This is a genomic window from Devosia algicola (assembly GCF_028816455.1).
Taxonomy (GTDB): Bacteria; Pseudomonadota; Alphaproteobacteria; order Rhizobiales; family Devosiaceae; genus Devosia; species Devosia algicola.
This window is the reverse complement of the sequence record NZ_CP118246.1, coordinates 412,208-433,832: the sequence shown is the minus strand read 5'-3', so window position 1 is coordinate 433,832 and position 21,625 is coordinate 412,208. Positions and strand designations below refer to the sequence as shown.

Annotated in this window: 21 protein-coding genes and 4 pseudogenes; 9 read left to right on the top strand and 16 right to left on the bottom strand. The window is 56.4% G+C overall.

Annotation, left to right across the window (positions count from 1 at the left end; genetic code table 11):
- Window positions 1–22: 22 nt before the first annotated feature.
- Together PSQ19_RS02285 and PSQ19_RS02280 are read right to left on the bottom strand one after the other, a co-directional pair.
- Window positions 23–1,039, bottom strand: a pseudogene (locus PSQ19_RS02285) (NAD-dependent epimerase/dehydratase family protein).
- The gene (locus tag PSQ19_RS02280; RefSeq protein ID WP_282219457.1) at window positions 1,036–2,376 is read right to left on the bottom strand and encodes a UDP-glucose dehydrogenase family protein; all 1,341 of its coding nucleotides are present in this window, start codon (window positions 2,374–2,376) and stop codon (window positions 1,036–1,038) included. Before PSQ19_RS02280 ends, PSQ19_RS02285 begins: the two are co-directional and overlap by 4 nt.
- Before the next feature lie 157 nt (window positions 2,377–2,533).
- Between PSQ19_RS02280 and PSQ19_RS02275 the strand changes: the two genes are divergently transcribed.
- The 4 genes from PSQ19_RS02275 (at window position 2,534) to PSQ19_RS02260 (ending at window position 4,531) form a co-directional block, all read left to right on the top strand.
- Window positions 2,534–3,130, top strand: a complete 597-nt coding sequence (locus tag PSQ19_RS02275; RefSeq protein ID WP_282219456.1) for a sigma-70 family RNA polymerase sigma factor — start codon at window positions 2,534–2,536, stop codon at window positions 3,128–3,130.
- On the top strand, window positions 3,127–3,684 hold the full coding sequence (locus tag PSQ19_RS02270) for a ChrR family anti-sigma-E factor (protein ID WP_282219455.1): 558 nt from the start codon (window positions 3,127–3,129) through the stop codon (window positions 3,682–3,684). Before PSQ19_RS02275 ends, PSQ19_RS02270 begins: the two co-directional genes overlap by 4 nt.
- Window positions 3,685–3,770: 86 nt before the next feature.
- Complete coding sequence (locus PSQ19_RS02265; protein ID WP_282219454.1) at window positions 3,771–4,298, top strand: SDR family oxidoreductase; 528 nt, start codon at window positions 3,771–3,773, stop codon at window positions 4,296–4,298.
- Window positions 4,295–4,531: a Rossmann-fold NAD(P)-binding domain-containing protein gene (locus PSQ19_RS02260; RefSeq protein WP_282219453.1), complete on the top strand. Its 237-nt coding sequence runs from the start codon at window positions 4,295–4,297 to the stop codon at window positions 4,529–4,531. The genes PSQ19_RS02265 and PSQ19_RS02260 overlap by 4 nt, the downstream gene beginning before the upstream one ends.
- 24 nt (window positions 4,532–4,555) lie before the next feature.
- Here the strand turns inward: PSQ19_RS02260 and PSQ19_RS02255 are convergent, their stop codons facing one another.
- The 7 genes and pseudogenes from PSQ19_RS02255 to PSQ19_RS02225 all read right to left on the bottom strand — a co-directional run bounded on the left by PSQ19_RS02255 (window position 4,556) and on the right by PSQ19_RS02225 (window position 13,666).
- Window positions 4,556–5,791, bottom strand: coding sequence for an SAM-dependent methyltransferase (locus tag PSQ19_RS02255; RefSeq protein ID WP_282219452.1), 1,236 nt, complete (start codon window positions 5,789–5,791; stop codon window positions 4,556–4,558).
- Window positions 5,792–5,808: 17 nt separating this feature from the next.
- Entirely contained in the window at window positions 5,809–6,597 is a 789-nt protein-coding gene (locus PSQ19_RS02250) for a DUF1365 domain-containing protein (RefSeq protein WP_282219451.1), read from the bottom strand.
- Entirely contained in the window at window positions 6,582–7,907 is a 1,326-nt protein-coding gene (locus PSQ19_RS02245; protein WP_328517756.1) for an NAD(P)/FAD-dependent oxidoreductase, read from the bottom strand. The genes PSQ19_RS02250 and PSQ19_RS02245 overlap by 16 nt, the downstream gene beginning before the upstream one ends.
- A gap of 85 nt (window positions 7,908–7,992) precedes the next feature.
- Entirely contained in the window at window positions 7,993–9,789 is a 1,797-nt protein-coding gene (recJ, locus tag PSQ19_RS02240) for a single-stranded-DNA-specific exonuclease RecJ (protein ID WP_282219449.1), read from the bottom strand.
- 9 nt (window positions 9,790–9,798) lie between these two features.
- Window positions 9,799–10,785, bottom strand: coding sequence for a class II fructose-bisphosphatase (gene glpX / locus PSQ19_RS02235; protein WP_282219448.1), 987 nt, complete (start codon window positions 10,783–10,785; stop codon window positions 9,799–9,801).
- A pseudogene (locus PSQ19_RS02230) lies at window positions 10,782–12,149 on the bottom strand (homoserine dehydrogenase). The gene glpX and the pseudogene PSQ19_RS02230 overlap by 4 nt, the downstream one beginning before the upstream one ends.
- Before the next feature lie 296 nt (window positions 12,150–12,445).
- Window positions 12,446–13,666, bottom strand: coding sequence for an LL-diaminopimelate aminotransferase (locus tag PSQ19_RS02225; protein WP_282219447.1), 1,221 nt, complete (start codon window positions 13,664–13,666; stop codon window positions 12,446–12,448).
- Window positions 13,667–14,074: 408 nt separating this feature from the next.
- Here PSQ19_RS02225 and PSQ19_RS02220 point away from each other — a divergent pair, with 408 nt between their 5' ends.
- Together PSQ19_RS02220 and PSQ19_RS19280 are read left to right on the top strand one after the other, a co-directional pair.
- Window positions 14,075–15,109 (top strand): glycosyltransferase, encoded by a 1,035-nt coding sequence (locus PSQ19_RS02220; protein ID WP_282219446.1) that lies wholly within the window; start codon window positions 14,075–14,077, stop codon window positions 15,107–15,109.
- The gene (locus tag PSQ19_RS19280) at window positions 15,018–15,395 is read left to right on the top strand and encodes a glycosyltransferase (protein WP_328517719.1); all 378 of its coding nucleotides are present in this window, start codon (window positions 15,018–15,020) and stop codon (window positions 15,393–15,395) included. Before PSQ19_RS02220 ends, PSQ19_RS19280 begins: the two co-directional genes overlap by 92 nt.
- Before the next feature lie 4 nt (window positions 15,396–15,399).
- Here PSQ19_RS19280 and PSQ19_RS02210 read toward each other — a convergent pair whose 3' ends face one another.
- The 4 genes and pseudogenes from PSQ19_RS02210 to PSQ19_RS02195 form a co-directional block, all read right to left on the bottom strand.
- Window positions 15,400–16,041, bottom strand: coding sequence for an SdpI family protein (locus PSQ19_RS02210; protein ID WP_282219444.1), 642 nt, complete (start codon window positions 16,039–16,041; stop codon window positions 15,400–15,402).
- 93 nt (window positions 16,042–16,134) lie between these two features.
- A pseudogene (gene rpsI, locus PSQ19_RS02205) lies at window positions 16,135–16,618 on the bottom strand (30S ribosomal protein S9).
- Window positions 16,619–17,084, bottom strand: a pseudogene (gene rplM, locus PSQ19_RS02200) (50S ribosomal protein L13).
- Window positions 17,085–17,186: 102 nt separating this feature from the next.
- Window positions 17,187–18,269 (bottom strand): COX15/CtaA family protein, encoded by a 1,083-nt coding sequence (locus tag PSQ19_RS02195; protein WP_282219443.1) that lies wholly within the window; start codon window positions 18,267–18,269, stop codon window positions 17,187–17,189.
- Window positions 18,270–18,348: 79 nt separating this feature from the next.
- On the opposite strand from PSQ19_RS02195, the gene PSQ19_RS02190 reads away from it, so the two are divergent.
- Window positions 18,349–18,558 (top strand): DUF2842 domain-containing protein, encoded by a 210-nt coding sequence (locus PSQ19_RS02190; protein ID WP_282219442.1) that lies wholly within the window; start codon window positions 18,349–18,351, stop codon window positions 18,556–18,558.
- 2 nt (window positions 18,559–18,560) lie between these two features.
- Here PSQ19_RS02190 and PSQ19_RS02185 read toward each other — a convergent pair whose 3' ends face one another.
- Window positions 18,561–19,085, bottom strand: a complete 525-nt coding sequence (locus PSQ19_RS02185) for an anthrone oxygenase family protein (protein ID WP_282219441.1) — start codon at window positions 19,083–19,085, stop codon at window positions 18,561–18,563.
- A gap of 86 nt (window positions 19,086–19,171) precedes the next feature.
- Here PSQ19_RS02185 and PSQ19_RS02180 point away from each other — a divergent pair, with 86 nt between their 5' ends.
- Complete coding sequence (locus PSQ19_RS02180; protein WP_282219440.1) at window positions 19,172–19,768, top strand: TetR/AcrR family transcriptional regulator; 597 nt, start codon at window positions 19,172–19,174, stop codon at window positions 19,766–19,768.
- 157 nt (window positions 19,769–19,925) lie between these two features.
- Here the strand turns inward: PSQ19_RS02180 and PSQ19_RS02175 are convergent, their stop codons facing one another.
- Window positions 19,926–20,294 carry a VOC family protein gene (locus PSQ19_RS02175; RefSeq protein ID WP_282219439.1) on the bottom strand — a complete coding sequence of 123 codons (369 nt, stop codon included), beginning with the start codon at window positions 20,292–20,294 and terminating at the stop codon, window positions 19,926–19,928.
- Window positions 20,295–20,418: 124 nt separating this feature from the next.
- Between PSQ19_RS02175 and PSQ19_RS02170 the strand changes: the two genes are divergently transcribed.
- Window positions 20,419–20,922, top strand: coding sequence for a TetR/AcrR family transcriptional regulator (locus PSQ19_RS02170; protein WP_282219438.1), 504 nt, complete (start codon window positions 20,419–20,421; stop codon window positions 20,920–20,922).
- Window positions 20,923–21,307: 385 nt separating this feature from the next.
- Here the strand turns inward: PSQ19_RS02170 and PSQ19_RS02165 are convergent, their stop codons facing one another.
- Entirely contained in the window at window positions 21,308–21,532 is a 225-nt protein-coding gene (locus PSQ19_RS02165; RefSeq protein WP_282219437.1) for a hypothetical protein, read from the bottom strand.
- Between the last annotated feature and the right edge of the window lie 93 nt (window positions 21,533–21,625).

Here is a 21,625-nt window from a genome sequence, read left to right as displayed (position 1 = left end):
GATACTCATATTGGCTGCATGACTATCGTCCCGCATAGTGCTCCCGGTACCATGAAACAAATGACCTGACGCCGGTTCCAACAGGGGTTGCCGGTTGGAACTTGGTAAGCGCGATCAACAACGCCGAGTTCGGCCCAAGTTGCAACCGGATCGCCGGCTTGCAGCGGCAACAGCTGCCTGTTGGCCACCATGCCAAGCGCAGCTTCAATTGCTTCAACGAAGTCCAATAGTTCCACGGGCTCGCCACCTGCAATGTTCACAACACGCCATGGCGCCACCGGTGATATGCTGTCACCGGGTATGAGTGGTACAGTCTCACCTCCCGCTGGCGGTACCACCGCGACAAGCCGCGCGATCGATTCAACAATATCATCAATATAGGTGAAGTCGCGCCGCATTTTCCCCTCACCGTAGAGACTCAATCGTTTCTCCGGCGAGGATGGCGCGGACAAATTTGAACAGCGCCATATCGGGACGACCCCAGGCACCGTAGACCGTAAAAAATCGGAAGCAGGTGGTGGGTATGCCGAACAGATGGGCATAGGAATGCGACATTGCCTCAGCCGACTTCTTGGTTGCTGCATAAAGCGAAACCGGGTGGTCGGCCGCGTCAATCTCGCGGAATGGCAAGTGCTGGTTGCCCCCATACACCGAGCTCGGTGGATGCCAACATCAGGTGGCGAGGCGGGGCAGCGCGCGCCGCCTCAAGAAGATTGAGGGTGCCGACCAAATTGGCGCTGGCATACCCATGTGGGTTCTCGATGCTGTATCGCACACCGGCCTGCGCCGCCAAATGCACAATTATTTCGGGTTGAAAGTCGCCGATGATCGTCTTCAGCTGGTCGCCATCTTCGAGCATGGCTTCGACACCAGAGTAGGCAGGGAATTTCTCTAACATCCCAAGTCGCTGACGCTTGAGCGCTACATCATAGTATGGCGTGATGCCGTCATATCCTTGCACCTCGTGCCCGTCTTCAAGCAGCCGACGCGCGAGATGAAAGCCGATGAAGCCGGCTGATCCGGTTACAAAATATTTCATTCTGCAAGCCCGACCATCATTTGTGGTGCACGTTGAGGCAACCCGATCCCACGATATTGAAAGCCCAGCGATTCAAGTTCTGCTCTATCGAACATGTTGCGCAGATCGACAATTCTTGGTGTCGCCATCAGTTTGTGCAGTCGCTTGAATTCAAGTGATCCAAATATGTCCCATTCAGTCACCAACACGAGGCATTCCGCGTCCACGGCGACCGCATAGGGGTCGTCACAATATTCGACATCGCGCAGAATAGTCGTGGCGGGTGTGGTGCCCTGCGGATCAAATGCTGCGATTTTAGCGCCAGCCAATTGCAATGCATTGATGATTGCAATCGACGACGCCTCGCGCAGGTCATCGGTATTGGGCTTGAATGCCAGTCCAAGGACCGCGATTTTCTTGCCATCCACGTCCCCGCCACACAGTTCTATAATTCGCTGCGCCATGGCCTGCTTGCGGTGCTCATTGACCGCGATGGTGCTCTCGACCAGCTTCAACGGGCTGGCGTTGTCCCGTCCTGTCTGTGCAAGCGCCATAGTGTCCTTGGGGAAGCATGATCCACCATAGCCGGGGCCCGGAACGAGGAATTTCGGGCCGATGCGGGGGTCAAGACCAAGTCCAAGCGCAACATCGCGCACGTCAGCGCCGGTATTTTCGCACAGATCGGCGATCTCATTAATGAAGCTCACTTTCATCGCCAAAAATGCGTTCGCGGCATATTTTGTCAGTTCGGCAGAACGTCTGCTGGTGAATATCAACAGATTTCGGCCTGCAATGATCGGATGATACAATTGTTTGATTACAGGTCTGGCCCGCGCCTCATTGATACCAACGATGATGCGATCGGGATGCCTAAAATCCTCGATGGCGTTCCCCTGACGTAAAAACTCAGGGTTTGAGACCACGGCTATGTCAGCCGCCGGGTTGGTCTGGCGTATCATGTCCTCGACTTGGTCACCAGTACCAACGGGTACGGTTGACTTGGTTATGACCACGGTAAAATTTCGCACATGTTTGGCGACGGCGCGGGCTGCGGCGTGGACATATGCCAGTTCGGCGCGTCCGTCGCCACGGCGTGTCGGCGTGCCAACAGCGATCAGGACTGCGTCGGCGTTTGCTACCGGTTGGGTCATGTCGGCCGAAAACGAAAGCCTGCCCGCCTTGATGTTTTTCGCCACCATCGGTTCGAGGCCGGGTTCGTAAAACGGGACGTGGCCCGCTGAAAGCGCCGCGACCTTGGCTTCATCGAGATCGACGCACGTAACCGAATGTCCAACGTCCGCAAAGCAAGCGCCACTGACTAGTCCTACATAGCCCGAGCCCACTACAGTGATCTGCATATAATATCCTCTAGAGGTCCCAGGCCAACCGAAGCGACCGATCATGTCCAAACTCAGCTTATGCCATTGTCGGTGTAAGTGACCAACCTCGTTCCCGACAATTGGTGATCCAGCCGCGCCAACCGTGCGTAATATCTTGGCAGACGTGGAGCGGGCAATGTATGCCATAGCTATGAGCGAAATTGGATCGGGAAAAAATCTTGGCACGCCGAGCACTGAGCCGGCTGCGCTTTTGCGCCTGATTGCGGAGCAAGGCGACAAGTCCGCGCTGTCCGATCTGTTTTTGCTATATGGAGCCAAGATCAAGGGGGTAATGCTCAAGAGCGGCGCCAACGAGGCGCTGGCCGAAGACCTCGTGCAAGAAACCATGCTAACGGTCTGGCGCAAGGCCGGCCTTTACAGCACCAGTCGTGGGGCGCCGAGCACCTGGATATTCACCATCGCGCGGAACTTGCGGATTGACCAGCTACGCCGACGATCCAACCGACCCTATGAAGATCTTGCCAGGGTTGAAATAGCGAGTGAGGCGCCATCAGGCAGCGCCGTGGTTGAGCAAAGCCAGGTAATCGCCCGCGTTTCACTGGCGTTGAAGGCACTTCCCGCCGAACAGCAGGAGGTAGTTCATCTAAGTTTCATCAACGACATTGCCCATAGTGAGATTGCCACCCGTCTCGGTATTCCCCTGGGCACGGTAAAATCGCGGCTGCGCCTAGCCTATGACAGGCTGCGCCCGCTTCTGGAAGACCTGCAGTGACTATTACTCACCACCCCGATATGTCCACCTTGATGGCGTTCAGCGCCGGGACGTTCGACGAGCCTTACGCTGTGGTAATTGCGACGCATCTTGCCATGTCCGAGGGTGGCCGGGACATAATGCATCGACTCAATGCCATTGGTGGTGCCCTCTTGGACGATGAGCAAGAGACAGAAATGTCATCGGGCGCGCTGGATCGTTTGTTGGCTGCCGCTGATCAACCCGATTTGCCTGAACAAATAACGCCCTCAAGTGATGTGCCGCTGCCGCTGGCGCCCTATCTGCCGAATGGGCTTACAAGCGCGAAGTGGAAATGGTCCGGCCCAGGGGTAGCCATATGCGATCTGCCGACAAGAGATGAAAGCTCTTCCCGCCTGATGTTGTTGCGTGTGGCAGCTGGTCGCCCCGTGCCTGAGCACAGCCACGGCGGACAGGAACTTACCCTGATACTATCTGGCGCCTATCGTGATCGCTTCGGCCTGTTCGGTCCGGGCGATATTGCGGACCACGATGAAGATGTTGAACATAAGCCCATCGCTGAAATGGGAGCCTGACTGCATTTGCCTCGTCGCCGTGGATGCGCCGCTCAGTTTCCGGAGTCGCCTGATCCGCACGCTGCAACCACTATTTGGACTTTGAGATGGCTGAAGGAAAAGTAGCCTGGATCATCGGCGGCGGCTCGGGAATCGGGGCCGCTGTTGCGCAAAAACTGGCTGACGCAGGCTGGCGAGTGGCGATTTCGGGGCGCCGAGTAGAGAAATTGGAGGCAGTGGCGGAGGGGCGCGACATCAAGCCGTTTGGTCTCGACGTAACCGACAGCGACGCTGTTGTGCGCGTAATAGGCGAACTGGTTGACACTTATGGCCGGATCGATCTGACACTATTCGGGGCCGCAGCCTGGCAACCTCGTCGCGTCGGAGACTATGCGCTTGAGCCGTTCAGCAAAATCGTAGACACCAATTTTATGGGGGTGATACGGGTGGCTAACCCGCTGTTCGCACAGGCTCGACAAGCAGGGCGGCGGACAGTTTGCCGTGATTGCATCCGTTGCCGGTTACTTTGGCCTGCCCCGTTCCGCCGCCTACTCCGCCACCAAAGCCGGGTTGATCAATTTGCTCGAGACTATGCGCGCCGAGCCTTGCGCCTAGAAATATCGTTGTGCAGATGATTGCACCCGGATTCGTAAAGTCCGAGCTTACCGCCAAGAACGACTTTCCGATGCCGTTTCTGATGGAAACCGAAGATGCGGCCAAACGCATTGTCGACGGTCTGTGCAGGTCGGATCGGTTCGAGATCGCGTTTCCGCGCCGGATGGTGTGGCTGATGAAATTTATCCGGTGGCTGCCCTATCCATTATTTTTTTGGTTCTCCAGCAAATTGCTACCAAAGCCCAAAAAGTAGAAATGCCCGAGTCCGGTCAGGACCTTAGGCGGGCTTTCTATATTGGTAGATGCCCACGTCGATGGCTCCCTCTGCAAAGCCGGCCTCGCAGTAGCAGAGATAATATATCCACTTGCGCCGGAACTCTTCGTCATAGCCAAGCGGCGCTATCATCGACCAGCGTTCAAGAAAGCGCTCACGCCAAAGTCGTAGTGTTTTGGCGTAGGATAGGCGGAAGGTTTCAGAGTTTTCCAGCACGAGCCCGACCTTGTCGCCAAACTGACGCATGACGGTCTTAGTCAGCAGCATGCCGCCAGGGAAAATATAGCGCTGGATGAAATCGGGTCCACTACGATAGCCATCAAAATCGGCTTCATCGATGGTAATTGCTTGAATTGCGGCGGTTCCACCGGGCTTTAACCGGTCGTGAACCGTCTGAAAATAGCTTGGCCAATTGTCCTCACCTACCGCCTCGATCATTTCAATCGACGCGATGTGGTCGAACTGGCCAGTTGTGGCGCGATAATCCTCGAAACACAGGGTTGCCAGATTGTCCAGGCCTTGAGCGCGAAGGCGATCCTGGCCGTAGCGCAGTTGTTCGGACGACAGCGTGATTCCACGCAAATGGGCCCGATAGTCTCGTGCCACGGCCTCGGCGAAACCGCCCCATCCACAGCCAATCTCTAATACGCTGGCACCCTCGGTGATGCCGGCCATGTCGGCGACCCGGTGATATTTCAGGCGCTGGGCCTCTTCCAGACTCTGGTCGCCCGAGGTGAAGACTGCCGAAGAATAGGTCATGGATGGGTCGAGCCACTGACCGTAAAAATCGTTGCCGAGATCATAGTGTTCGGCAATATTTTTCTTGGAGCCTTCGAGTGTATTGCGTCGAGACAGATGATAACCCAGATCTTTGGCGGCGCGGCGAAACAGACCCGGATTCGCCTTGTCGAAAAGGTCGCGATTCTGCAGGAAAAACCTGAACAAGGCGGTCAGATCATCAACTTCAAAGTCGCCATTCATATAGCTGGCCGCAAAACCAACGGTTCCACGTCGCATAGCTTGGCTTAAAACGTTCAAATTCTTGAGTTTGACGACAGCGTGCTCGCCCGTGGCGGCGTTCCCGACAGTTCGAGTTCGCCCGTTGGGTAGGGTAACGGTCAACGCCCCGAAGCGTGGCGTTCCTAGTAGTCGTACACCAGCCCATTCTGAGAATCTGGAAAACAGCCGGGTCCACAGCGTTGCCCCGCTATTGGACTGATCTACAGCACTTTTACTCATTGCTTGCTATTCCGAAACTACCGAGGCGCTGGGTGATTGTCCCGCGTTTTGTGCCTGATGCCGAGCGTAAGCGGCACACCCTTCAGCCACAGACGCAGCGCCTCCCAATGAATACCCACCATTATTTTAGCGGTCATAAGTGGATATGCAAGTGCGAGTTTCAAGAGTTTGGCGTCACTTAGCGGCGTATGCTCGCCTGCGAAGTAAGCTGTAAGCACACTGCCCTCACCGGTTGTCAGCACGATTCCCATGAAGACGTTGTCGCCTGGAGGGCGGATCGAAAATCGGTATGTGCCCTCAATTCCATTGAACGGAGACACGTAAAATGCCTTGGATTCGTCGTGGCTGATGACCTTTCTGTGCTCCCCCACGAACGCCTGATAAAAGTGGTGCTCACCAAATGTATTGCGCACCTCATAAACCAGCATTCGCGTGCGGTTGTCCTCGTCGTCCAAAAAGTAGACCGTCAACGGGTTGAAGCCAAATCCAAACATGCGCGGATAGGCCAGCATGCGGATACGGGCGATATTTTGCTGCAATCCTGCTTCGACGGCCCTTTGTCGAATGAATGCGGCGATAGAGGTGCCATCGCGTGGACCAAAATCCTTGTTATGAAATGAGACTAGATTGAATCTATTCAAGGAGAAAAAGCGCATTTCTTCATCCAGTGATTCAATCTGATCCAGATCGACCAGCATCGAAAATACCGAATAGCGAAGCATATGACGTTTGGGTCGCGCACGCTTGTGCACTACATCGCCGACATAGATTGCGCCTGACGCGCCCGGGTCTACTCTGCCGCCCACAGCCGCTGATCTCCTTGCACCCAGTTGTGGGCTATTCGGCCACGCTGCTCGGGTACTATCCAGGGACGAATTGACGGACCAATGCGTTCGGCCACTTCCAGACCTGCTTGAAGCCCATCCTCATGAAACCCGTACCCCATCCAGGCGCCCACAAACCAGGAATTTTGTACGCCTTGAATTTGCCACAGGTCCGACTGAGTGCTGATAGCAGCAGCGTCAAATAGGGGATGTTCATAGTCGATAGTTTTCTGAACGGTGCCCGGGGCGAAGTCGCGCTGCGGATTGAGCGTCACAAAAATATTGGTATTGGTGGGCAACGGTTGGAGCCGATTCATCCAATAGGTCAGGCTCAATTCATCGCCACCAGCGCCGCCGCGCAAGTAGTTCCACGCCGACCATAGGTGCTTCCGTCGGGGCATGAACGACGCATCGGTATGCAATACCGCCCGATTGGCTGTAAATTTGAAGGTAGATAGAATATTTCGCTCGGCATCACTGGCATCGGCCAGGAGCCGCAACGTCTGATCAGCGTGGCAGGCAAATACGACCTGATCGAAATGACGGCGGGTGCCATCGGCAAAAAATAATTCGGCTCCGTTATTATGCCGAACCACGGTGGTTACGCCTGCATTGGTTTTAGTTGCGAAACGACGTTCTGACATTATTCGGGTAACGTACTCGCGCGAACCGCCGGACACTGTGCGCCATTTACGGCGATTGCCGACCTGTAACAGATTGTGGTTGGCAAAAAATTCAATGAAGGATTTGGCTGGAAACTCCAGCATACCTCGAGCCGGCGTTGACCAGATTGCGGCCGATATCGGCAATATATGGTCCTCGACGAAAACCTTGGAGTAGTCGAATTCTTCCAGAAATTGCCCAATAGTCAAATCGTGCGCACAGGTGGCAATCTGTTTTTCGGCCTCGCGGAAAAAGCGCATAATGTCGCCAACCAACTGCCAGTGTTCGACCCGAACGATGTTGCGACGCTGGCCAAACAGACCGTTTAGGTGCCTGCCGCTATATTCCATGCGACCACCAGCGACCGACACCGCAAACCCCATATCGGATTTCGTGGTCCCGACGCCGAGATGATCGAAGAACGCAGTTAGATTGGGGTAGTTTTGCTCGTTAAAGACGATGAAGCCGGTATCGACTGGTACCGTGCCGTCCGGCGTCGCAGCCAATACAGTGTTGGTGTGTCCACCTAATCTCGAATCTTTTTCGAAAACCGTGACATTCTGAGTCCGGGAAAGCAGCCAAGCCGTTGAAAGTCCAGAAATTCCCGATCCGATTACCGCTATATTCATTTGCGTCATAGTCAGGAGTTCTCCGCCGTGCCTGCTAGATTGATACGCAGGAACCAACGGAACGGATCAGAGAAAAGTTTCGCGCTCACAATGGTTTGGGGCGGGCAATATCGACTAGTCGCAACTGGACACGCTCGCGACCCTGCCAGTGATCGACGCCGAGCGTGCCTGCGACATGCAGAAGTGTGTCGCTGCTGGCATTCAAAAGTGCATCACCTTTTGGCTGGCCTGCCGCGCGAAACGCAATACCTTTGATGGTGGCACCGTCACCGGCGCCAAGGGTGAAGCTGACATGACCGCCCTTGCCAACGATCTGGGCGAATTTGATCCGATGTGCTGGAAAGGCAAAGATTGGCGTGGGGTTGCCGGAGCCGAACGGACCGGCGCGTTCTACCTCTCGCACAAAGTCCACTGAAGCGCCACGTGCCGTCAGTGCCGCATCGATAGAGAGCGCGGCTGCGGCGCGGGCTGCCGCGACCGGTGCCGACAACACTTCGTTGAGATAGGCTCGAAACGGGCCGATTTGGCCATGACCGAGTGTGACACCAGCCGCCATCGCGTGGCCACCGCCCTTGCCAATCAGACCAGCGCTTACCGCCTGAATGACGGCCGATCCAAGATCAACGCCGGGCATGGAGCGCCCCGATCCGGTGCCGGTACCGTCCGGGCGTAGCGCGATCGCGAAGGCTGGACGCTCAAATCGTTCGCGCAATCGCGCTGCCACCAGCCCGACAACGCCCGGATGCCAATTTGCCGACGCCAGAACCAGCACTGAAGGACCCTCGCCGAGCCCTATTTCTGCTTCGGCGACGCGACTCGCCTCCTCTACAGCGTCAAGTTCAATGCGTTGACGTTCGCCGTTCAGTTCCTCTAACTGTGCCGCGATGACCAGTGTCTGATGCTCGTCATCGAGTGATAACAGCCGCGTTCCAAGTGCCGCATCCCCTATTCTGCCGCCGGCATTGATCCGGGGCCCGATCAGGAAACCAAGGTGGTAGGGATTTAGCGGGCCATTAACCCGCGCGGCCAATGCCAACGCCGCGATGCCGCGATTTTTGCCCGCCCGGGCAACTTCAAGCCCCCTGACCACGAACGCGCGATTCAAGCCTTTGAGCGGGACTACGTCGCAAACCGTTGCCAATGCCACAAGGTCAAGCAGTCGCATCAAATCAGGAAGCTGGGATACCCCTTGCTGTCGCAGCAAACGATTGACCGCGACAAGCACCATAAAGGTTACGCCAGCGGCGCAAAGGTATCCCAGGCCGGAGATATCATCGGGGCGATTTGGGTTTACCAGTGCGCTCGCTTCAGGCAGGCCATGATCGGCAAGGTGATGGTCAATCACCAAAACGTCGACTTCCCGCCCGCGCGCATGGGCGATGGGCGCCGTACTGGTGGTGCCGCAGTCGAGGGTCGCTATGAGGGTCGCGCCTGCGTCAATCAAACTGTCCATGGCCGCGATATTGGGGCCGTAGCCCTCAAATATCCGATCGGGAATATGCACGGTCACCTGATTGCCAAAATGGGCAAAATAACGCGCCATCAGGGCGCAGGAACTGGCGCCATCAACATCATAGTCGCCGAACAGAGCGACATGTTCACCGTTGCTGGTGGCGCGTGCCAAACGCTCGGCCAGCGCGTCCATGTCGGTCATCACCGAGGGGTCGGGCATCAAGCCGCGAAGGGTTGGATCGAGATAGGCTTCAAAATCCTCAACGCCAACGCCGCGCCCTGCCAGGACGCGCGCGAGGATTTCTGAGGCATCAGTGCGCTGGCTGATCGCGGCAGCGATACGGGTCTGATTAGCGTCCAACCGGTCAACCCAGCTACGCCCAGTGACCGAGGCGGTAACATCAAGGAAGTTGGCGGGCAATTGGGTCAATGGCGCAATTTATCGTGCATGACGCGCCGTGATCCAACGTACGGTTTGCGACCACGACCGCATGACGACCGTCGAGGTTTGAATATAGTCGCGGCGCAAGCGAATGCCTTGCAACATGCTGCCGTCGGTGACGCCTGTAGCGGTGAACAGCACGTCGCCAGCCGCCAGATCCGAAACATCATAGATCCGGTTGAAGTCCGAAATGCCCATCCGGTCGCCGCGTTCGCGCTTGTCCGCGCTATCGAAGATCAGCTTGCCCTGCATCTGTCCACCAATGCAGCGCAAGGCCGCTGCTGCCAAAACACCCTCGGGGGCGCCGCCGGATCCCAGATAGATATCGATGCCGGTGTCTTCAGTGTTTACCGCGTGGATGACACCGGCGATGTCGCCGTCGCTGATCAATTTAACCGCTACTCCGGCCGCCCTTAACTCTCCGATCAATGCGGCGTGGCGCGGGCGGTCAAGCACGCAGACCGTAATTTCGCTGAGCGGCACACCCTTGGCGTTTGCGAGCGCCGTCACATTTTCGGTGGGCGATCGATCTATGTGAACCAGATCGGCTGCGTAACCGGCGCCAATGGCGATCTTGTGCATATAAAGATCGCGGGCGACATTGAGCAGGCCACCGCGCTCCGCCACGGCCAACACACAGATTGAATCCGGCTGATTTTTTGCGCAGAGGGTTGTGCCCTCAAGGGGATCCACGGCGATATCAACCTCGGGACCACCACCGGCGCCAACATTTTCGCCAATATATAGTTGTTCGACCTCGCCCTTTTCGCCTTCACCAATGACGATCTTGCCGCTGATCTGTACGCGGTCCAATTCCGCTCGCATGGCCCCAGCGGCTGCGGCGTCAGCAGCTTTTTCGTCGCCCTTGCCGCGCCATCCGGCGGCCGCCACGGCGGCGCGTTCAGTAATTCGTACCAATTCCAGAGTCAGGTTGCGTTCAATGACAGCGGCCCGCCGTTCGCCGTCGGCCTTGGTAACCTTCATACTGATCTCCCCCTTGCCGCAGCTACAGAAGCTCGATGCGTATGAGCCTGCGGCTCGCCCACTATGAACCCATCCATAGCAATCTGCGCAAGCGATTCACGCACGGCACTTTCCTGGGTCTTTTGGGTGAGCATTACAACGGTACGAGTGGGGGGCTATCAAGCATCTCGTCTTTTACCCGCAGATCGGGGCGCTGAATGACACTTTCAATGGATATTGAACGCTCGCCCATGCGGGTGGCGATGGCCGCCAAAGCACCCGGCACGTCGCGGGCGTTTATGCGGATGTAAAAGCCACCATCATGATCGCGGGCCGGCGCCGACTTAAAAGGCATGAGTTCCTGGCTGGGCACGCCCAATGGTGGCACGCGCGTGCCGCGGGCGATATCGAGAATATCGGACAGTACCGAGGATGCCGTGGGTGGACCACCCGCCCCCGGTCCGGCCAAAAGCAGTTCGTGGACATGGTCGGTTTCCAGCGCCACCGCGTTCATGACGCCATCAACGCCTGCAATGGCGCTGGTCTTGGGCACGAATGCGGGGTGCACGCGCTGCTCAACACCATCGTCGGTGCGCAGCGCCATGCCCAGCAACTTGATCTTATAACCGAGTCTCAGCGGCAACCCTGATGTCGGCCTGGCTGATCTTGGAAATACCTTCAACCTGCATCTGGTCTGGCGCAATTTCATAGCCAAAACAGAGAGTAGCGAGAATGGCGAGCTTGTGGGCGGTGTCGAATCCGTCGACATCGAAAGTCGGATCTGCCTCGGCATAGCCAAGGTCCTGGGCGTCACGCAGACATTCGGCAAAGGATATGTCCTCATTGCCCATACGCGTCAGTATGTAATTGCAAGTGCCATTCATTATGCCATAGACGCGTGCGATGCTGGCCGACCCCAAGCCCTCGCGCAGAGTCTTGATGACCGGAATACCGCCAGCCACCGCAGCCTCGAAGCCAAGTTGCGCGCCGGATTCCTCCGCAATTTTGGCGAGTGACACGCCGTGTTTGGCGAGCAGGGCCTTGTTTGCAGTTACCACCGGACGTCCAATTTCCAGCGCGGCCTTTACCGCCGCATAGGCGGGACCGTCCTCGCCGCCAATCAGTTCGACGAACAGGTCAATATTATCAGATTTCGCCAAAGCGACCGGGTCGTCAAACCATTCGAGGTCTGAAATATCAATGCCGCGATCACGTGAGCGAGAGCGCGCTGCCACGGCGGTTACCACGATCTGCCGTCCCAGTTTCTTGGTTAGTGCGACCTCGTCGCGCTGCAAGATACTGACCAAGGTAGCGCCAACGTTGCCAAGGCCCGCAACGCCCAGACGCAAGGGCGTTGCGACGGCATTGTCCCCAAGATCCTGCATCGCCTTGATAATGCGGGCGCGCGTTTCGCTGCGAGGCTCACGCCCTTCGCGCAAGTCAAAGACGAACAAGGGGTCGCCCGCCACGGTGCGGCCGAAGCGCGTTGGCGTCCACCCACGGGCGGCAATAAAGGTTTCAACGGCTTGGCGGAAAGACTGAATATCACTCATGCGCGCACATGAATAGGAAACCACCTAGCCGTCAATAGGGTTAGCTGTGCAACCTGACCTGTGCGGGGACATTGCAGCATTTTTTGTTGGCATGGCCACGACCGAACTCTGGGGCAGCCATGCCAACGCTATTTCGCCGAGTTGAGCGGCACTACGTTGGTTCTGGATGCATCCTTGCCGCCAAGCAATTTCTTGATGCCGCGCGCAGCCTGACGAATACGCTGTTCGTTCTCCACGAATGCCAAGCGAATATATTGGTCGCCATATTCGCCAAATCCAACGCCAGGTGCGACGGCAACGCCGGTTTCCTGGATCAGCATTTTTGCAAATTCAAGTGAACCGAGATGGGCAAACTGCTCAGGAATAGGCGCCCACGCGAACATTGTCGCCTTTGGCACGGGAATGTTCCAACCGGCGCGACCAAAGCTGTCCACAAGAACGTCACGACGATGCTGGTATATTTTCCGGGCTTCGTCGATCACGTCGTCCGAGCCGTTAAGAGCGGCAGCGGCAGCGACCTGAATGGGCGTAAATGCGCCGTAGTCCAAATAGGATTTGACCCGTGCAAGAGCGGCAATCAAACGCTCGTTGCCTACAGCAAAGCCAACGCGCCAACCCGGCATCGAATAGGTTTTGGACATTGAAGTGAATTCGACGGCGATATCGATGGCGCCGGGAATTTGTAGAACCGATGGCGGCGGTGCGTCGTCAAAGTAGATTTCTGAATAGGCGAGATCTGACAGGATGAAGATGCCTTGGTTCCGGCAATATTTGACCACTTCAGCGTAAAAATCGAGGTCTGCCGTATAGGCGGTGGGGTTTGCCGGATAATTTAGGATAAGCGCGATTGGCTTGGGGATCGAGTGGCGGACCGCCCGATCCAGCACCCGCAAAAACTCCTCGTTGGGGTCTGCGGGCATGGAGCGAACCACGCCACCCGACATGATGAATCCAAACGAATGGATGGGATAGGTCGGATTTGGCACCAGCACCACATCCCCGGGCGCCGTGATGGCTTGGGCCACATTGGCAAAGCCCTCCTTGGATCCAAGGGTGGCGACAACCTGGGTGTCGGGATTGAGTTTTACGCCGAACCGACGTCCATAATAGGAGGCTTGGGCCTTGCGGAGACCGGGAATGCCCTTGGAAGCGGAATAGCGATGCGTGCGCGAATCGAGCACCGTTTCCTTGAGCTTGTTGACGATGTGTTCCGGGGTCGGCAAATCGGGATTGCCCATGCCCAGATCAATAATGTCGACGCCACTGGCGCGCGCCTTGGCCTTGATCGGATTGATATGTTCAAACACATAAGGTGGCAGGCGGCGAATGCGATGAAAGTCTTCGCTCATGATTTCCTCAGCGGTCCTTTAGACCAAAATGGCCGCGACGCGCCTAGCGCCACTCCCCTCCAGCAGAAGTAGAAGATTATCGCGGAATTATGGTTGCAAACGGGTTAAAAGCGCAAGATGCGCCATACATCGTGTTCGGCTCTTCCCGGCCACCAAGTGGCCCGCGGGAAGAGCCTAAAGAGCGTTCGCCGCGCCTCGCGCACAGTTTGTCGCATACCGGAATTTGCCGGCGAGCGAGGCTACAAGCAAAGCAACGGTGTACAGCGTTGGCATAACTCTTGCCCTTCGAGCGCGATTTTTGTAATGAATTCCGCTAGTAGGGCCGTTCTTAAATGCTGTTCCCGGTATTGTAAATGGCCCGAAGGACGCCAACCTTCGGTGCTTAGCGGCGTATAATGAGGTTCGACATTGAAGCGCATTGCCCTGGTCACGATAGGCACGCAAGGCGACGTTCAACCCTATCTGGCCCTTGCAATTAGTCTCAAAAATCGAGGCTACTCGGTGGTATTGGGGGCATCAGAAGAGTTTGAGGACATGGTCACCGGCTATGGAATCGAATTCCATTCGCTTGGACCCTCGATTCAGGCCTTCCTGCAGCAATCCCGCTTCGAGAATGCGATGAGTCAGTCAATGCTCATCAATGGCCCGTCGCTGCTGCGCCAAGGTCAGCAGATTGTCGATACGGCGGCGCGCCACGCCTGGACAATGTGCCAGGGTGCCGACGCCGTCATTTTGAACATGAACACCAGTTTTGGCATCGACATTGCCGAGGCTCTAAATATTCCAGCCGTCATGGTGGCCCTGCAGCCGTTGAATTCTACCAGCGAATTTCCGTTGTGTATCTATTATGGCGCCGATTTCGGGCGGGCGTTCAACCGCCTCAGCTATACCGCGATGACCGTGCAGCAAATTTACTACAATTTGCCGCGCAACAAACTCCGGCGTGAGTTGATGGGGCTGGAATCACGCAAGAAGGGCGGCTTCTTCAAGAACACCGACGGCTCTGCGCTCACTACGCTTTATGCCTATTCCGCTGCGGTTTCGCCACGTCCCCGTGATTGGCCGAAAACAGCATTGGTCACCGGCTACTGGCAGTTGCCCGACCACAGCGACTGGCAACCGTCGCAGGCTTTTCAGGATTTTCTATCCGCTGGCGACGCACCAGTCTATATTGGCTTTGGCTCGATGCCGTTCGGTGCCGAACGCAACACACAGATTCTCAAGGAAGCGGTCAGGCAGTGGGGCGGTCGTGCTGTGGTGGCGCGTGGTTGGGGCGGGATCAACCCCAACGATCTTCCCGATCTCGATATTTGCCATCGAAAAAGCGCCACACGACAAACTGTTTCAATATGTGAGCGCGGTTGTCCATCATGGTGGTGCCGGCACCACATCAGCCGGCTTGCACCTTGGCCGCCCGACCTTTGTCGTTCCCCAGACCGTTGACCAGCCCTATTGGGGACGACGGGTATACGAACTGGGTTGTGGACCAAAGCCGGTCAGGCTGCGCAAACTGACACCGGAGCTCCTGGCCAATGCGCTTGCGAACATGAGCACCAATCCAGACTATCGCAAAAATGCAGCGACCTTGAGCGAGCATCTGATCGCTGAAGACGGCACTGCCAAGGCGATCAAGGTGATTGAGCGAGTGATGGCCAATTTCGTGCCCGGCACGTCCAAAAAGAAAAAACGTCGGGCAAAACGTAAGCCCCTGCTCAGTCAGACCGGTTGAGGGGTTATCGTTCCGGGACCAGTGCGGTTGCAAGCGCCGCGACGGCGACCGGACAGGTAACAGCCAGAATTAGTGCCAATAGCAACAAACTCAAATCAGCGTTCAACCACGCAGCAGCCAGCAAGCCAGCACCAGCCATCCCAAAGGCAATGCCCGTGGTGCGGTGGACGATACGCCACGTCCTGTCGCCCCTGATCGGCCATGGGAGCCGCAGGCCGGCATAGCTGTTGCGCTCGGCTTCGGCCATAACGACGCCGACCACAACAAGCAACGCGCCGAGTCCGTAGGCCGTCAGCTTGATCAGGTCGAGATCAGAGCCAATGCCGATGAGCAAGAATCCCATCTGAACGGCGTCGATGACGGTCAACAGGACAGTAAGCGCCGGATCAAGGATGTGGCGGGTGAGCAGAAGTCGGTTTTTGGTCAAACCCAATCCCAACCCTATAAACACCAACATTATGAGGAACGCGGCAATAGGTGCCCCACTCAGCGCCAAATTGCGGGGCCACAGCCAATCGGGCTGGCTATGCGCGCCCCAATGGGCCGCGTAACTGAAATCATCGGGGACGCGCATCAGGATGACGCCGGTGATTGCCAGCAGCACAGCCAGTAGTAGCAGATGAAATCGGGAAATCAGATTTGACATATCGGCCGCCGATGCGCTGTGGCGATGACAAATATTGGTGTCAACAAAAAGGGCCGAATTACCGGCCCTTCGCAGAATTTATTGTCGTTGCGCTTAGCGCTTGGAGAACTGGAAGGACTTGCGGGCCTTGGCTTTGCCGTACTTCTTGCGTTCCACAACGCGGCTGTCGCGCGTAAGGAAACCACCTTTTTTGAGGATGCCGCGCAGTTCGGGCTCAAAGTAGTTCAAGGCCTTGGAAATACCGTGGCGTACCGCGCCAGCCTGACCCGAAAGACCGCCACCAGCGACGGTAACAGTCACGTCGTACTGGTCGGTACGTTCGGTTGCAACGATTGGCTGCTTGACGATGAGCCTGAAGAACGGGGCGGGCAAAATAGGTGGCAAATTCGCGGCCGTTGATGACCAGTTTGCCCTTGCCTGGCTTGATCCAGACGCGGGCGACGGCGTTCTTGCGCTTGCCGGTTGCGTAGGCGCGGCCGAGTGAGTCGAGCTTTTGCACGTGAACAGGGGCAGTTGATACAGCGTCGGCAACCGTGCTGCCGCCGAGTTCTTCCAAAGAATTGATGGTCTCAGCCATTTACTTAACCCTCACGTTCTTGGAATTCATCGCAGCAACGTCAAGCTTGGCCGGCTGCTGGGCTTCATGGGGATGCTCGGAACCGGCATAAACCTTGAGGTTTTTGAGCCTGTGCGCGGGTCAACGGGCCGCCGGGAAGCATGCGGCGCACGGCGTTTTCCAGCACGCGCTCGGGGAAACGACCCTCGAGCAGTTCACGGGCCGTACGGTCCTTGATGCCGCCAGCAAAGCCGGTGTGCCAGTAGAATTTGTGCTGATCCAGCTTGCGGCCGGTCAGTTTCACCTTGTCGGCATTGATGACAACGATGTTGTCGCCCATGTCCATGTGTGGTGTAAACGTTGGTAGATGCTTGCCACGAAGGCGAGAGGCGATGATTGACGCAAGACGGCCCACGACAAGCCCTTGGGCGTCGATCAGGATCCACTTTTTGTCGATATCGCTCGGTTTGGCCGAGTAGGTGCTCATATCGATATTCCTCAGAAGTTTCGCGGCCATTTAGCGATAGCGGGATGGGCAGTCAAGCGGTATTATATTGTTGTTGTTTTTCAATATGTTATAAATGCGGTATTATATTACCGCTTCAAGGTTTTGGCGATTTCGAACCATGTCTGCGAGGTAGGCGACGACGGCGCCGGCGAGCATGAAAGCCATTGCCTGATGGCCGATGGCCAGCGACAAAGGCACGAAATTGAGCAACGTTGCAATGCCAAGTGCTACCTGAACGAGCACTAAAAGCCCCAAACGTGTTAGCCAGCCGTGCACGCCGAGAAAGCCTTCGGTGCGACTTTGACGCCAAATTAGCAGTCCGAGATAGAGAACGACGAGATAAGCTATGCATCTATGGATGAACTGCACGGTCAGCGCATTCTCAAAAAGGTTGCGCCACCATGGATCAATAACGCCGAGACCGTTCGGTATTATCGAACCATCCATGAGCGGCCAGGTGTTGTAGCCCATGCCGGCATCAAGACCGGCGACGAAGGCCCCTGCCCCGATCTGAATGAAAATCAGCGCCAGCAAGATGCCCGCGCTCCAGAAGTGGCGAGGCAGAACAATTCCGGAGAGCGCACCGGGTTTGAGCCAGCGCGGCACGAACACCAATGCCATGAACAGCAGTGACGCAGCGCAGAGGTGTGCGGCGAGGCGATATTGGGAGACAGAGGTGAGTTGGGTCAGGCCCGAGGTCACCATCCACCAGCCCAACAGGCCCTGAAAGCCCCCCAGCACAAACAGGCCAAACAGCGGCCAGGCAAGGCGACGGGGCAAGCGGCGCTGCAACAGGAAAACGGCAAAGGGCGCGAGGAAGGCAAAACCCAGCAATCGACCGATCAGGCGGTGCAGGTACTCCCAGAAGAAAATTGCCTTGAAATTGTCCAAGGTCATCCAGCTATTAAGCACTTCATATTGGGGAATGGTCTTGTAGGCGTCGAATTCGGCCTGCCAGTCGGCATCTGACAAGGGTGGAATGATGCCGGAAATCGGCTTCCAACTGGTGATCGAAAGGCCAGAGTCAGTCAGTCGGGTAATGCCGCCGACAACGACCATCCCCAGCACCAGCGCGGCCATGACATAGAGCCAAATCCGCACCGGTCGCAGCCGGTCGGGGGCGGTTGTGGTTGGTATTGATGCGGCGTCTTGGGCGATGGTCACGGCATTATCCCGGTATCGGAGAACCGCCGAGAGTGGTAAGCCCCGAAAACTTGTCCTGCAATAGCCGCGATGACGCACCATGAGCCAATCCAACCGCAAACTCCTTGGCATCGTCCTGATTCTGGTCTCGATCGCCGTGTGGTTGGGATTGGGAACCTGGGTCTATCTGGGATTGCTGCAGGAAATGCCGTGGTGGGTGCATATTCCCTATTTCTGCGTGGCGGGCCTCGGGTGGCTTTATCCGGCGATGGTGCTGATCCGGTGGATGGCCAAGCCCGACAATGCCTAGTCTCAGACCTCTTTGAGGTGCAGGAACGCGAAGCCAATCAATGCCAGACTGATGCCGCTGGCAACCGTGCGGGCGATATTCCAGACCTGCCATTTGGCAGAATAATCGGTCCATATCTGCTGCGCGGCTTGGGTGCTTTGGGGAATTTCAACCAGCGCCAACGCTTCGTTCATCGGCACATTGACCACCATCGTGGCCCCTAGCCCACCGATCAAATAGACAATGCCTGCGGCCAGAAATGCCCACGCGGACAGTTTACGCCGCTGGGTTTGCGACAGCCATGCGGTGAGGAAAAGAATAACCGGAGTTCCGAAAAATGCCGGTGCGAAGACGGCGTTACGGACGGATGCGTTCATCGCCTGCATGGCGGCAATTGCGACGGTGGGTTCGGCCGTATCGAGCCCCCACATGGTCGAGCAAATCCAGGCGTAGAAAAAGCCGAAGATTGCGCCACAAAGCACCAGCGACAAGAAGGCGAATGACGTCAGTAGCGGCGGAATCTTGAGAAACTGGGGTTGGGCTGTCATGTCATCTCCCTTGGCGTAATTGCTATTACGGTTGTATGTATCCGTAATTATTATTACGGATACTGTCAATGCCATGAGAGGTCGTGATGCGCGCGCAAACCAGATCACAGCGACAGGAAGAGATTGAGATTGCGGCCTATAGATTGCTGGAAAAGAGCGGCTATGCGGGCACCTCGATGCAAGGCATCGCGCGCATGGCCAAGGCATCAAACGAAACGCTCTACAATTGGTATGGCGACAAGCAGGGTCTTTTCAAAGCGCTGGTCTCGCGCAATGCGGCCGAAGTCAAAGCGCTGTTGGAACAAGAACTTTCCGCCGAGCGGGATGCTCTGGTTATTCTTGGCCAGATTGGCCCAAAACTGCTGGGCCTACTCCTGGGCGAACGCGCCATAGCCCTCAACCGCGCCGCCGCCGCAGATGCCAGTGGTGAATTGGGCGCGGCTTTGGGCGAGGCGGGACGCGATGCGGTGCTGCCGCTGCTTCTCCAAGTGCTGGAGCGAGCACAAAGCGCAGGCCAGCTTTCGTTTGAGCGCAGCGATCAGGCGGTTATTCTCTATTTGAATTTGCTGGTCGGCGATCTGCAAATTCGCCGCGTGATCGGCACGGTTCCAACGCCCACAGCAGCGTTTTGCGAGGAGCGGTCACAGCGGGCTTTGTCGTATCTGAGCCAGATTTTGGGATGATTTGGAGTTGCTGCCCTAGCGCGGGCTATTGGCTGGACGCAGTTTGCCTGCAGATAGTGGGGCCAGAGCCTAGAGGTCGGACGAGGCCGACGACGGCAATGGGGGACATTTCCGACCTTCGCTTTGGCTGCGCCAATGCTCGCTTTGGCGTATTCTGTCAGATTGGAGAACTGACATCGACTGCAAAGCCAGCAGGATCACGTAACATCAGACGCCGCTGGCCGTAGGGCAACTCCATCGGCTCCTGAATTATCTCGGCTTGCATCGAAATCGCTTTTGCATGCACGTCTTCGAGGTCGTTCACAACAAACGTGAGAATGGACCCGCCAGGGCCGGAAGAAAGCCCTGCTGGGATCGTTTCATGATCCTTGCTCAAAACCCCCATCTCAAAATTTGGCATTTCATCATGCGACAGGACAATAAACCAACCAAAGTCACCGGCACGCTTCATGCCAAGAAGATCTTGATAGAATTGTGCCGTCCCCTGGACATCGCTGCAAAGAATATTTGTAAATGCACGGTTCATTTTGTTCCCCGGTTTCAAGATATCGCGAGAGTACACATGTGTATGTTGCATAGGACATACATATGTGTATGTCTAGTGCATGGAAACTCGCCCACTCACGTCGGAAGACTGGCTAAACCTAGCCTTGATTGAACTAAAAGACCGGGGCTATAGCGCTCTCAAAGCCCAACCTCTGGCCAAAAAGCTCAACGTGACGCGCGGGAGTTTTTACTATCACTTTGAAAACCTAGAGAGCTTCCATGCGGCTGTGATCACTCATTGGTCGAAACACACAAGTGGTCGAGTAATCAAAACCGCACAGGAATCGATCAATCCCCAAAAGGCTCTGGATGAACTCCTTCAACAAACACTCTGTTCTGGTGAAGACTTGGAACGTGCCATCAGGTCATGGTCGACCGTGCAGCCCCTTGTTGCCAAAGAAGTTGAGAAAGTCGATCAAGGGCGTATCAAAGTCGCCGAAGCGCTTCTGATAAAAAGCGGAGTGTCCAAATCACACGCGGCGCCCCGCGCTAAGTTGCTGTATTGGGCAGCGATTGGACGGCTGATGCTCCCGTTTCCCGCCAATAATCTTTTGTCGCGCATGGAAATATCCGGCGTTGCGACGTTAATGTTGCAGGAACGAGAATAAAACATCCGCTGCGCCGCAGAAACAATGCAAATTGGGCCGAGCGGACTTCGCTTCCCTCAGCATGTGGGTCTTGATCTAGGCGGCGCTGGCGGTGTCTATCCGGGAAAACGAGGCGCTGGTCGCAAGGACGTCGCCGCGTGATCGACAAGGTGCCGCTGCCCACAGCCGAGTTTGCGAGGAGCGGCAGCAAAGGGCCTTGTGGTCCCTAGGTCACTACTGGGACGATTTGGCGCAGCCGCCCTACGGGGCTATTGGCCAGATCTTGATTGCATGCCGACAATGGGTCCAGAGCCAAAAGTTAGAACCCATGGCTCTGGCTGGGGCTGACGGCGGCATTTTGGACGAATTTTTCGGTCGCAATGGCTTGGTCGGCATGTCCAAAAACTCAGTTCGACATTTCGTCGGCGAGTTCTGCGCACTCGTCAGATAAATTGCGAAGCGCCTTGATGGCCTCTTGTGGCAGGGCTTCGAGACTGCAGCCGAATGGCACATTCAGCGACAGGCGTTTGTCTGCATCGTCGGGCCAAGTCAGCACGACCAGCGATTCTCTCTCATGCAGGTGGTGTGTAAGCGAGGCGATTTTTACGCGAGGTTGAGCTGTGCCTGTCATCAAAATACTCCATTTCGTGGCCGAATATGTGCCCCAAAATGACTAACGACGGCATGACTATCAAGCTGGTTACAAAGACGGCTGGCTCGAAGC